This window comes from Deltaproteobacteria bacterium (assembly GCA_028818775.1).
GTDB lineage: Bacteria > Desulfobacterota > Binatia > UBA9968 > JAJDTQ01 > JAJDTQ01.
The window spans coordinates 26443-38237 of record JAPPNE010000121.1 but is presented as its reverse complement, the minus strand read 5'-3'; the positions used below and the strand labels follow the sequence as shown (position 1 = coordinate 38237).

Genomic DNA, 11795 nt, shown 5'->3' with positions numbered 1-11795 from the left:
TGGCGCCGCTGCCGCGGAACACGTGGTAGATGGTCGTGCTGGTGTGGCGGTGCGAGCGCGTCGTCTCGCCCGGCCGGATCATCTGGATCTCGCAGCCGATGGTGCGCAGCGTGAAGCCGCCGTTGCGCGGGTTGACGTAACGCAGCAGCACGCCGTCGCAGTCGTCCCCCGGAGTCGACGCCAGTGCCTTCAGCGATTCGTAGGTGGTCTCCCACGGATAGCGGAAGGGCGGGTCGGGGAACTCGGAGAGCTGCTCGGGCGGACGTGCCCAGCCGAACTGGTGCAGGCTGAAGTTGGGCATGGCCTCCACCGGCTGCTGCTTCTGGCTGAAGGGCTCCACCGCCATCACTTCCAGCGCCTTGAGCAGCGGGCCGTCGTGGCCGTCGAGCCATACGATGTTCTCGCCGGTGCCGTTGTAGTGGTCGTGCCAGGTCCACTGCGGCGTGAGGATCAGGTCGCCGGGGTGCATGGTGAAGCGCTCGCCCTCCACGGTGGTGAAGGCGCCGCCGCCCTTGAGTACGAAGCGCAGCGCGGTGAGGGTATGGCGGTGGGCCTTGGCGATCTCCCCCGGTTTCACGAGCTGGATGGAGGTGTGCACCGTGTTGGTGGCGCCGGTGGTGCCGGGCACGCCGGGGTTCAGGAGCCGGATGGTGCGCCGCTCCGATTGTTCCAGGCTGACCAGTTCGCCGGCCTGCAGCAGCCCGTCGTAGATGTCGTCCCACTTCCACAGGTAGGGGACCACGGTGGTGCGCGGCTCCAGCACCTCGCCGTCGTTGTCGGTGATGTTGGAAGCCCAGAAACCCGCCAACTGCTTCGTGGCCAGATCCTTGTTCAGGTCTTCGAGGCTCATGGTCGTTGCACTCCTCTCCAACTCGCTCAACCCTCGATGCGCTGCATGACGTAGGCCAGGCCGCCGCGGTAGGCGCGGTCGATGGCCATGCACTGCTTCGCGGCGCGCAGCACCGTGTCGTAGTCCTCCTGGGTGCGCACGTGCCGGTCGTAGACGCCGTCCATCATGTCCGAGTGTTCGGTGTCGGCGGTGGAGTGGACGTTGAGCGAGATCATCCGCTTGAGGCTGATGCCCAGCTCGTTCTCGAACTTCTTGCCGATGCGGTAGGACATGCCGCCGTCGGTGACGATCTCGGGGTTGTTGCGCCGCTCGAGCATCTGGGAAGACGTGAACGAGGCGAGCCACGGACCCTTGATGGCGATGAGGTGCCACGCCATGAAGGCCGCCTGGGCCATGGGCGGCAGCTCCGCGTTGTCGAAGTCCTCCCGGGTCAGGCCGATGACCTCACCCTGCTTGACCGTCAGCGTGTAATGGTCCATGTCGCAGCGCGGGTCGTTGATCAGCTCGTCGCTCTCGTGCTGCCACACCAGGGACTTCACGTCGAGCGGCGCGGCGGCCTGGACGTAGGCCCAGCAGTCCCGGCGGTTCTTCGTGTAGATGGCGTTCTGCACCACGTAGTAGCGTCCCCGCTCCATGGTCCAGGGCAGCGTCAGCAGGTCCTGGAACTCGTCGGTCCCGTACTGGCGGTTGCACATCTCGTTCAGCGTGCTCTTGAGCTTGGCGATATCGGGCATGGTCTCCGTCTCCTGTGGCACGGGGCTCGCGAGAGCCCGCGCCGTGGAATGACTCGGATTGTCAAAAGTTGTCGGGTACTGGTCCGCGTTCCCGCGGCCTAGTCCAGCGCCTCCATCATGTTGACGAGCTGCTCCCGGTAGGCGCGGTCGATCACGAGGGATTCCCGTGCGCCCCGCAGGAGCGCCTGTTGGTCTTCCTCCGTATGACAGTGTTCCCGCGCCACCGCCAGCAGGAGCTGGCCGTGCTCTATGTCCGCGGTCACGTGCTCGGCGTTGTTGATCTGGCGCTTCAGCGGAATCCCCAGGTCGCGTTCCAGGTTCTTGCCGACGCGGTAGGACAGCGATCCGTCGCGCACCAGTTCGTCGGAATTGCGCATCTCCAGCACCGCCGACGCCGCCACCGCCTCGCGCCAGGGGCGGTCCTTCGCCAGGTGGATCCACGCGTAGAAGCACGCCACGGCCGCGTCCAGCGGGCGCACGCGCTCGTAGTCCTCGGGGGAGAGGCCGAAGATCCTGCCCTCCTGCACCGCGAGCGTAATGTGGTCGACCTTGCCCGCGGCCTTGTCGCCCATGAGTTCCTCGCCCTCGTGCTCCCAGATGAGCCGCTTGACGCTCAGCGGCGCCGCTCCGGCCACGAACCCCCAGCAGTCACGCCGGTTGGCCACGTAGTGCTTCATCTGGATGGACAGGGCTTGGGCGCGCGCCTGGTTGAATCGCAGGTCCAGCAGCCGCCGGAAGGGCGGAGTCTCGAACTGCCGGTTCACCAGTTCCACCAACTCGTGCCAGACGCCCTCCACGCCGTTGCTTTCGGCGATATGCGTTTCCATACGCTCTCCCTCGAGCCTCCCGGTGTCCTGTAGCTTCGAGCGCCCGCTCGTGTCCCGTCCCCCGGTCCTATTTCGCCCCGACCAACTGCTTCAGCCGCGCTTCGGCCCCGGGCCCGATGGAGAAGACCTGTTTCACCAGGGACTGGATCTCGGCCCCGGACAGATAAGAGATCTCGATGCCGATCTTCCTGGACGCTTCTATGAACTCCGGGTCGTCGAGGGTGTTCCTGAACGCGGTCTGCAGCGCCTTCAGCCGTTCTTCGGGAATGCCGGGCGGAGTCACGTAGGCGCGGAAGAGCTTGTACGGCGCCAGCCACGCTTCGTAGGCCGCGCGCTCGTCGGCGTTCTTGATGTGATCGGCGAACAGCGGCAGGTCCTTGAGCACCGGCTCTTCCTTGTCGCCGCTGGTGAGGAAGGGAATCAGCCGATCGCCTTCCTTGCCCTTGAGCATTTCCGTGGCCTGTATCCGCACCGATTCCCACGAAGAGCAGTACCCGTCCACCTCCTTGCGCCCCACCGCCGCGCGAATCTGCGCCGTGCCGTTGTACCCCCTGACGACGTTGATCTTGCCGCCCACGAAATCCCGCAGGATCAGCGGGGTGTCGCGGGTGAGGGTGCCCGCGGATCCGAAGTTGATGGGCTTCGGAGCGTTCAGGATCCCCTCGAGGTCGGTCGCCCCGGTGCGCGACATCACCATGCACGTGGGCGTGGCCTTGCCGGCGCTGCCCAGCCAGCCGAACTTGGCATTGTCGAACCGGATGCCCTTCTCGCCGAGCACCTGCTTCATCACCAGCCCGCTGTTGGTCGCCCCGATCACCGAGCCGTCACGCTTGGCGACGTTGTAGAGGTAGTTCATGGCGATGGCAAAGCCGGCGCCGGGCATGTTCTGGACAATGATCTTCGGCGTGCCCGGAATGTGCTTGGTGAGGGTGCGGGCGATGGTGCGGGCGTAGGTGTCGAAGCCTCCTCCCGGAGACGAGCCCAGGATGAATCGCAGGGTCTTGCCCTTGTAGAACTCCGCCACGTCGGCGCCTGCCGTGGCCGTGAAGCTCACGCACAGGAGCAACGAGAGGATCGCCGCCGATCGGAATGGGTGTCGCATGGGAAATCCTCCTGTCGGTGAAACGGGCGCGGTGCCCGTCGTCCGTGTCACAGCCGGTCCGCCCACTTCTTGCGGACTTGGGCTTTGTATTCGTCGCTCACGGTCGAGATCTTCGGAAACTCGTCCTTCCAACTGTAGGGCCGGCAGGCGTCCACCACCATGCAGGAGGTGGTCAGCTCCCGGCGCTGCTTGTCCTGGGGCGAAAGCCGCGGGTTGAGGATGCTGGCGGCCACGTCGAGGATCTCGGAGTCGGTCCGGGGGTCCCAGCGGGTGGACATGGCCCAGAGCACCTCGCCCATGTTGGTGATGTCCACGTCCTCGTCCACCACGACGACCATGCGCACGTCGCGCCCGCCGTCGCGGGTGGCGAGGACGCCGTATCCCGCCTGCTTGGCGTGGCCCGAGTAGCGCTGCTTTATGGCCACGGTGACCACGAAGCGGCCCTGCCGCGGAAACCACACTCCTTGCACCTCGGGGATGCCGGCGCGCTCCAGCGACGACCAGATGTTGGCCGAGCGGATGTACTTGTGGGTCTCGCTGTTGAGGAAAGTCCGGAGCGGCGGGTCGCCGGTGATGATGGGGTTGTCGCGATGATAGACGGCCTCCACCTTTACCACCGGAGCCTGCCGGGACCCCGAGGCGTAGTATCCGGGCCACTCCCCGAACGGCCCCTCCTCGTGGGTCTCCTGTTCGGGGGGCGGGATGTGTCCTTCAAGCACGATGTCCGCGAAAGCGGGTATCGGCAGCCCGGTTTTCTGCCCCTTGATGACCGGCACGGGGGTTTCCAGGAGGCCCCCCAGGAAGTCGTACTCGCTCATGTTCCAGGGAATGCCCACGGCGCTCGCGGTCATCATGCCCGGGGGTAGGCCGCACACGACGGCCACCGGACAGCTCTCGCCGCGCGCCCAGTACTTCCGGGTGATGAGGTCCCCGTGCTTCCCGGGAATCATCCACACTCCCACCGTGTTCTCGTCGTGGACCTGGACGCGGTACGTGCCGACGTTGACGTAGCCGGTATCGGGATCGCGGCAGACCGTGGCGGTAAACGTGCCGATGTAGCGGCCGCCGTCGTCGGCGTGCCACTTGGGAGTGGGGAACTTGAGCACGTTGACGTCGCCGTCGAGGGCGACGTTCTCCAGCAGAGGCGATTCACCGATTTCGGCAGGAGGAACGGGCTTCAGGTCCTGGAGCCGTCCCTTTACGGCCTGGACCACATCCAGGCCGCGGACATCCGGCGGCATGCCCAGGGCCAGGGCGTCGGATTCCGGGGACCGGAGGACGTTGCTCAGCACGCGGTACCCTTCCGGATGATCCGGGATGGCGTCGAAGAGCAGCGCCGAGCCCTCGCCGGATTCCGCCGCGATCTCGGTGAGTGCGCCGATCTCCAGGTCCCAGTGGGCGCCCCTGATCTCCTTGAGCTTCCCGGCCTGCTCGAGCCGTTCCGTAAAAGCCCGCAGATCCAGGGCCGCTTCGACGTCCCTTTGCTCTTTCGTCATGGCTCCATCTCCGAGCGCACGGCGGCTGGAGGAGTGATGGAGGAACGCCTCAGCCGGATGCGCATGGTGGTTCCCGAGCCGATGCCGTCGCTCATGGGGTAGATCTGCCCGCCCGATCCGGTGACAAAGCTGGCGCTCGAATAGAGGCCGAGGCCGGAGCCCGACTCTTTCGTGGTGTAGCCGGCGGCGAAGATCAGCTTATGGCGTTTCATGTCAATGCCGATGCCGTTATCGGTGACGTCGAGGAGGAAAAAGTCGTCCTCGACGTGGGCGCGGATGTGGATGCGAGGCGCTTCCTCGAGTCCACCCGATGCGGCGAGAGCGTCGATGGCTTCGAGCGAGTTCTTGATCAGATTGACGATCGTCTGGTGAAACGGACTCTCCTGGATACGGATCTCCCTGGGCGCGTCCTCGCAGTCGATCTCGATGCGGATCCCTCTTCGATCGAGCGAATCCTGCAAGACCCTGGCGGCCTCCGTGAGCGCATCCTTCAGGTTGATGTCTTTCCAGCTCATGCTCGGGCCGCCGATCGCCTTCTGGGTGCGGACGATATCCGCGATGTGATTCGCCCTGCGCTCGACCCGTTCGACGGTCCTCGCCAACGCTTCGTTCCGCTTGGCGAAATCGTCCGCGATGGCGATGACGAACGGCAGGGCCTTCCGGCCCTGTGGATCTTTGGAGATGTAATCGATCCAATCGGCCTGATGGTCCTTGAGGGCATCGGCGAGGGCGCGGAGACGTCGCGCGAGCGGATCGGCGGCCAGCGTATGGCGCACGGTCTCGATGCCGACGGTGACGCTGTTGATCGCATTGCCGATGTTGTGGAGGATGGTCTCGACGATCTCCAACCGGCCCTGGGCGAACGCCCGGGCCAGCGCTTCCTGTGCGTTCACCTGCTCGGTGACGTCGCGGAAGATGATCACACCCCCTCGGACGCCGGCGACATCGTGGAGTAGCGGCCGCGCGCTCACTCTGATGTAGATGCCGTCCGGCCTGTTCTGGTTGCGGATGAACACGTCCTCCTCGTCGACGGACTCGCCCTTGAGTATGGCGCGCTGGAGCGGCAGGTCCTCGGACTTGATGGGGGTTTGCCGGTCGGGATAGTAGGTGCCGTACACTTGAGCCCATTCTTCGGGAGGCTCATCCACCGGGCCCATGCCGACGATTTCTTGGGCGGATGGGTTTACGTACAGAAACTTCCCGGTCGCGTCCGCGACCACGATGCCTTCGCTCATGCTGTTGAAGACGGTTTCCAGGAGCTGGGTCTGGCTGCGCAGATCGCTGCCGGTGCTTTCCAGTCTGTCTTCGGCCTCCTTTTCCCGGGTGATGTCGCGAAAGGTGCACATGGCGGCGACGACCGCGGTCCGGTCGCCGTTGAAGATGGGTGATGCCCGGCTGATGATGTAGGTCCCCTCCCGATTGCTCTCGTTGCGTATGAACAGCTCCATCTCACCGGTTTCCTCACCCTGGAGCGCGCGCACCACCGGAAGCTGTTCGGTGGGGACGGGTGTCTTGATGTCGGGATAAAAAATGCCGTATGTCGCGGACCAGTCCGCCACCGCTGGTTCGGTAAACCACTCGCCGAAGATCTTCAACGTCGTCGAGTTGACGAACAATACCTGGCCTGTGGCGTCCGCCACGATGATGCCGTCGCTGATGTTGTCGCAGATGGATTCCAGCATCTCGTTCTTGCGCCGCAGATTGCCGACGATATCGTCCAGGCCGGCTCTCGTACCGCCGTGATCGGCGGCGGGTCGAAGGATGGCCATGCCGGCCGCGACCTTGCCGGTAGCCGTGCTCTCCACGGACCGGCCCCGGGCCATGACGACCATTCCGTCCGGATTGTCCTCGTTGCGGATGAACAGCGGCATGTCGTCGGTGTCATGGCCGTTGACGGCGCGCACCAGCGGAAGCTCCTCGGTGGAAACGTGCGTTTCCTTGTCGGGATGGAAGATGCCGTACGTACGGGAATGTTCGCTGAAGGGCGCGTCGAGAACCCCGGTGCCGAGAAGCCGCTTGGCGGCCGCGTTCAGAAAGGTGCTGCGCTCGGTGGCGTCGGAGATGACGATGCCGTCGCCGAGTTTGTCCAGCACGGTCGTCATGGTCTCGCCCCGGAGGCGCATCTCTTCCACCGCCTGCTCCAGGCGGGCCGAGGCCTCCCTGTCACGGGTGACGTCGCGGCACACGATGACCCCTCCCGCGTGCTCGCCGCCATGGATGGGCCGTCCGCTGACGCGGACGAGGCGCCCGGCCGACGTATCCGGATCGCGCACGAACATCTCGACGTCGTCCGTGGACTGGCCGGCGACGGCTCGCGTGAGCGGAAAGTCGGCGTGCGGAAACGGCGTGACGCGATCCGGCAGGAAGGCGCCGAATGTGCCGGACCGTTGGTCCTTTGCCGCATCCGGCCCGACGGAACCGAACATGCGTCCGGCGCCGGCGTTGAACACCAGGGTTTCGCCGTTCTCGTCGGCGGCGATGACTCCGTCGTCGATGCTGTCGAGGACCGCCTCCAGGAGGCGGGCCCGGCTTCTCAGTTCGTCGATGGTCCGGTCCAGTCCGCCTCGGGCCTCTCGCTGTGCCCGTTCCCTCTCGTGCAGGGAAAGGGCCGTCCGGATGTTCAGGTGCAGTTGCGGTTTCTCGAACGGCTTCAGCACGTAGCCGAAGGGACGGGCGGCCTGGGCCCGCTGCCACCGGGCCTCGTCGACCTCGCCGGTGAGATAGACCACCGGAATGTCCAGCGGACTTCCGATGCGTTGAGCGACCTCGACGCCGTCCAGGCCGTCTTCGGGCCCGAGGTCGATCAGCGCAAGGTCGGGGTGCGTTTCCGCGGCTTTCTCAAGGGCCTGCTCCACGGACGAAACGGTGGCGCAGACCGTATGGCCCAGCTCCTGCAGGCACGCTTCGAGGGCCGCGGCGTCCGAGGCGTGGTCCTGGACGATCAGTATCCTGGCGTTGATCATGGTAGGGCGGAGCAACGGAGGGATGGAAGAGCCCCAGGGCATCCCTTCACCGTCGCAATCTATAAGCCCGCCGGGTCCGGCTGTCAACCTGGACATCCGCGGACATATGGTCTAAGCAAACTCTGATCAACGCGGGTCCTCCGTCCCGTTTCGCTACGTTGAAGGACCCTTCGAGAGGAGGTCGAGAAGCATTCATGGCACAGATCACCGACCCGCTCCGGCAGCATGATTGGAATTCCCCGGAATACGTCGAGGATTGGGCTCAACGCCAGCGGCGCAACGAAACGTTGCGGGCCCGCCAGTTCGCGCTTATCGCGGAGCTGATACCGTTCGAGAGCGGGGATGCCTTCCGGTTCATGGACGTCGGGTGCGGCTACGGTGCGCTCAGCAAATTTCTCCTGGAATCCTTTCCCCGGGCCACGGCGGTGTGCCATGACGGCTCCGCGGCCATGGCCGACCTCGGCAGCGAACGCATGAAGGACCTCGCGGGACGGTTCGAGTACGTCATCTCGGACTTCAGCAAGAAGGACTGGAGCCGCGCGGCCGACGGCGAGTTCGACCTCGTGGTGTCGTGCAACGCCATCCACAACGTCCGGGTGGGAGAGATCATCGGGGACGTCTACCAGGAGATCTTCGGGCGGCTGCGCTCCGGCGGGCATTTCTTCAACCTCGATCGCGGATCGGCCACCATGGACGATCAGCTCGCTTGGTTCCGGAGCGCGGGCTTCCAGGACGTGGCGTGCCACCAGAAGAGCTCCGGCCTCTCCCTTTATGGAGGCTCCAAACCCTGAGTCCCGCCGGCCCCGAGGTTCTTTCCCAATGACGGGCGCACGGCCCGGCAGTCTGGCGCTCCTCTACGGCACGGTCCTGCTCATGAGCCTGGGGCACGGGATGGTGTTCCCGACCATCCCGCTCCTGGCTGCATCATTCGGCGTGTCCGCCGGGCTTGCCGTGCAGGTGGTGACCGCCCATGCCCTGGGGCGCACCATTGTCCTTATTCCCGCGGGCCTGCTCATCGACCGCTACGGCGCCAAGGCCGCCATGCTGGCGGGAAGCGCCCTGGTGCTGTGCGGCGCCTTCACCACGGCGGTCACGCCCTGGTTCGTGCTGCTCTTTCTCGGGCAGTTTCTGGCCGGCGTCGGCGACAGCGTCTGGAGCATGGCGCGGGAAGTCTCCGGTGTCGAGATGGTGGGACAGCACCAGCGCGGGCGTCTCCTCAGCGGCTTCATGGGGGTCAAGTCCGCGGGTACGGCCATCGGCCCGGTAGCCGGCGGAGTCGTCGCCCAGTGGGTGGGGTTCCGCATGGTGTTCCTGGCGTACGCGGCCGGGGCCGCGCTGGTGTTCCTGACCGGACTCTTGGCGCGCCGCGACGAGGTCCGGGGCCAGGTCGGCAAGATCGCCTGGTGGGGAAAGGTGTCGGACGTATTGCCGCACCTGCGCGCCACTTTCGTGGTGCTGGTGATCGCCACCTTCAGCATGCAGATGTACCGCACCACCCTGCAGGGCATGCTGCCGCTCTTCGCCGGGGTGGAGCTGGGCTTCTCCGCGGCTCGGGTGGGGAGCCTGTTCGGCGTCTCCGGGCTGTTCGTCCTGCTCATGATCCTGCCCGCCGGGTTCATCACCGACCGCGTGGGCCGCAAGTACGCCAGCGTCCCCAGCACCGCGCTCCCGGGCATCGCGTTCCTGGCCTTGCCGTTCGCCTCGACCCTGCCCCAACTGGTGGCGATCATGGTGCTCATCGGCCTCGCCCAGGGCATGTCCCTGGGGGCGCTGTCGGTGTCCACCTACGACGTGATCCCCGAGAGCGCCCGGGGCCGGCTCCAGGGCCTGCGCCGCACCGTGGGCGAGTCCGGCGGGGTCATGGGTCCGCTGGTGGGCGGCTGGCTCGCCGACACCTTCAGTGCCGGCAGGGCGTTCCTGTTCTACGCCCCTGTCCTGCTGGCTGCCGCGGCCGGGCTGGCGTTCGTGGCCAGGGAGACGCTGGGGCGGGACTGAAGGCGAAGCATGGATTGAGGCGGCAGCCCCTTCATGGGAGACTCGGAACCGGAGGAACGAGCCATGTCGGAGAATACTTCCGGGGCGGCAACCCGCCAGTGGCAATATCAGTTGCGCATCACTCTGGCCGACGATGTCGCCGAGGCGGCCAAGGCAGGGGACGACCATCCGGACCTCGATCGGCTGCGGGACATACTGGGCCGGCACAACGCGGCGCTGCAATGCCAGTACGATGCCTTCGCCGGCTATTGCGCCGAAGCCGAGCGGGAAGGCGTCGACAAGTATCCTCTCTACGCCTGGACCAGGGCCACCATCGAGGACCCGATCAAGAAAGCGAAGTACCTCAAGTCCTTCACGCTCTACGTGAACAGCGAGGAAGTCTACTCCAAGGCCAAGGCCGACGCCCTGGAAGCGGAGTTGCGGCCCTTGGTGGGCGGGGCCGCGGTGGCCGCCATGGCGAAGCACGACACGAATCCCGCGAACAACCCTCAGCCGCCGAAGCCGTATCGAGCGTGACAAGCGCAGGCTGATTCAAAATCCGATCTTGAAACAGCCTACGTTGACATCGCCGCCAACAGGGTCACTGTTGACAACGCGTCCCCGCTCAAAATATGCATAGCCCAGTCTCTTGAAGCGTGGAAGGCCGCAGTGACTCTGGGAGGTAACGACCATGAAGGTTCTTTCCGGGCTGTTTGATCGGGGTCTTTTTTGGCGGCGCGCCGCCGTCGTGACCATGGCGGCCGGTATGGTTCTGGCATTCGTCGGCGGGGCGGTGGCTCAGTCGGGTGGCGACGCGCTGAAGCAACTCGTCGCCGCGGCGCAAAAGGAAGGCGAGTTGAACGTCTTCGGATCGGGCGATTGGCACTCGCCGCAACTCATGGCGGCCCTCGAAAAGGGGCTGAACAACACCTACGGCATCAACGTGCGCCTCAAGGCGACTCCCGGACCGAGCGCGTCGAAGCTGATGCCGCGGCTGATCGACGAGGTCAAGACCGGGCGCACCGCCAGCACCGACATCTTCTTCGCCCCCTCGCGCCAGCAGATTCCTTCCGACAAGGCCGGGGCGCTCCTGAGAGTGGACTGGAAGAACCTCGTGCCCGGCCTGAAGGACGAGGAGATCGGCATCAACGGCGCCGCGGTGGTCAACGGCGCGGCCATCCACGTGATCGGTTACAACACCAACCTGGTGAAGGCCGGGGACCTGCCGAAGTCGTACAAGGACTTCACCGACCCCAAGTACAAGGGCAAGATCGGCACCACGGTCTTTGCCGTCGGCTGGGTCGAGGCGGCGATCCATTTGGGTGAGGAGGAAGCCACCCGGATCGTCGACGCCATGGTAGCCAACGGCACCATCATCGGCACCACGCGCACGGGCGTGCACAATCGCGTGGCCACGGGCGAGTTCCCGATCTTCGCCTTCGACACCAAGCCGGTGGCCTATTCCCGGCTCAAGGCCAAGGGGGGGCCGGTGGATTTCGCCACCATGGACGATTTCATGTCGGGCACCGCGAGCGAGGTCAGCGTGCCGAAGACGAGCGCGCATCCCAATCTCGCGAAGCTCCTCGCCGTTTACACGTTGACCAAGCAGGGACAGGACACCATCTGGAAGGTCATCGGGCGTGATTCGCCGTTCCGCGAAGGTTCGCAGCTCAACAAGCTGGTGGAGAGCAAGCGCGCCGCCGGTGCCAAGATCTACTTCGGCACCGACCAGAACGTGGTGAAGAACGCGTACTTCTACCAGAAGGTCTCCCGCAAGCTCGCCAAGAAGTTGCGCGGGAACTAGTGTCGCGTCCCGTAAATGCCTGTCCCCTCGGCCGTGTAGCCGGGA

10 protein-coding genes are annotated in these 11795 nt (G+C 65.5%); 4 read left to right on the top strand and 6 right to left on the bottom strand.

Annotation, left to right across the window (positions count from 1 at the left end; translation table 11 throughout):
* The 6 genes from OXU42_13595 to OXU42_13570 form a co-directional block, all read right to left on the bottom strand.
* On the bottom strand, positions 1-850 hold an 850-nt coding region (locus OXU42_13595), incomplete at its 3' end, for a cupin domain-containing protein (GenBank protein MDE0030422.1).
* Positions 851-876: 26 nt separating this feature from the next.
* Complete coding sequence (locus OXU42_13590) at positions 877-1584, bottom strand: iron-containing redox enzyme family protein (GenBank protein ID MDE0030421.1); 708 nt, start codon at positions 1582-1584, stop codon at positions 877-879.
* A gap of 98 nt (positions 1585-1682) precedes the next feature.
* Positions 1683-2411, bottom strand: a complete 729-nt coding sequence (locus tag OXU42_13585; GenBank protein ID MDE0030420.1) for an iron-containing redox enzyme family protein — start codon at positions 2409-2411, stop codon at positions 1683-1685.
* A gap of 67 nt (positions 2412-2478) precedes the next feature.
* Positions 2479-3513 (bottom strand): tripartite tricarboxylate transporter substrate-binding protein, encoded by a 1035-nt coding sequence (locus OXU42_13580; protein MDE0030419.1) that lies wholly within the window; start codon positions 3511-3513, stop codon positions 2479-2481.
* Positions 3514-3560: 47 nt separating this feature from the next.
* Positions 3561-5009, bottom strand: coding sequence for a UbiD family decarboxylase (locus OXU42_13575; GenBank protein ID MDE0030418.1), 1449 nt, complete (start codon positions 5007-5009; stop codon positions 3561-3563).
* A complete protein-coding gene (locus OXU42_13570) occupies positions 5006-8014 on the bottom strand; it encodes a PAS domain S-box protein (protein MDE0030417.1) in 3009 nt (1002 codons plus the stop codon). The genes OXU42_13575 and OXU42_13570 overlap by 4 nt, the downstream gene beginning before the upstream one ends.
* A gap of 152 nt (positions 8015-8166) precedes the next feature.
* Between OXU42_13570 and OXU42_13565 the strand changes: the two genes are divergently transcribed.
* The 4 genes from OXU42_13565 to OXU42_13550 all read left to right on the top strand — a co-directional run bounded on the left by OXU42_13565 (position 8167) and on the right by OXU42_13550 (position 11750).
* On the top strand, positions 8167-8763 hold the full coding sequence (locus OXU42_13565; GenBank protein ID MDE0030416.1) for a class I SAM-dependent methyltransferase: 597 nt from the start codon (positions 8167-8169) through the stop codon (positions 8761-8763).
* A 28-nt stretch (positions 8764-8791) separates the two neighbouring features.
* Positions 8792-9967 (top strand): MFS transporter, encoded by a 1176-nt coding sequence (locus tag OXU42_13560; GenBank protein ID MDE0030415.1) that lies wholly within the window; start codon positions 8792-8794, stop codon positions 9965-9967.
* Between the two features lie 33 nt (positions 9968-10000).
* Positions 10001-10483, top strand: a complete 483-nt coding sequence (locus OXU42_13555; protein MDE0030414.1) for a hypothetical protein — start codon at positions 10001-10003, stop codon at positions 10481-10483.
* A 154-nt stretch (positions 10484-10637) separates the two neighbouring features.
* Entirely contained in the window at positions 10638-11750 is a 1113-nt protein-coding gene (locus tag OXU42_13550) for an ABC transporter substrate-binding protein (GenBank protein MDE0030413.1), read from the top strand.
* Positions 11751-11795: the final 45 nt, after the last annotated feature.

Excerpts from the sequence above, each read along its gene's own strand:
- OXU42_13590 (MDE0030421.1), bottom strand. The coding sequence starts at position 1,584 with ATGCCCGATATCGCCAAGCTCAAGAGCACGCTGAACGAGATGTGCAAC.
- OXU42_13575 (MDE0030418.1), bottom strand. The coding sequence starts at position 5,009 with ATGACGAAAGAGCAAAGGGACGTCGAAGCGGCCCTGGATCTGCGGGCT.
- OXU42_13560 (MDE0030415.1), top strand. The coding sequence starts at position 8,792 with ATGACGGGCGCACGGCCCGGCAGTCTGGCGCTCCTCTACGGCACGGTC.
- OXU42_13555 (MDE0030414.1), top strand. The coding sequence starts at position 10,001 with ATGGGAGACTCGGAACCGGAGGAACGAGCCATGTCGGAGAATACTTCC.
- OXU42_13565 (MDE0030416.1), top strand. The coding sequence starts at position 8,167 with ATGGCACAGATCACCGACCCGCTCCGGCAGCATGATTGGAATTCCCCG.
- OXU42_13585 (MDE0030420.1), bottom strand. The coding sequence starts at position 2,411 with ATGGAAACGCATATCGCCGAAAGCAACGGCGTGGAGGGCGTCTGGCAC.
- OXU42_13550 (MDE0030413.1), top strand. The coding sequence starts at position 10,638 with ATGAAGGTTCTTTCCGGGCTGTTTGATCGGGGTCTTTTTTGGCGGCGC.
- OXU42_13570 (MDE0030417.1), bottom strand. The coding sequence starts at position 8,014 with ATGCCCTGGGGCTCTTCCATCCCTCCGTTGCTCCGCCCTACCATGATC.
- OXU42_13580 (MDE0030419.1), bottom strand. The coding sequence starts at position 3,513 with ATGCGACACCCATTCCGATCGGCGGCGATCCTCTCGTTGCTCCTGTGC.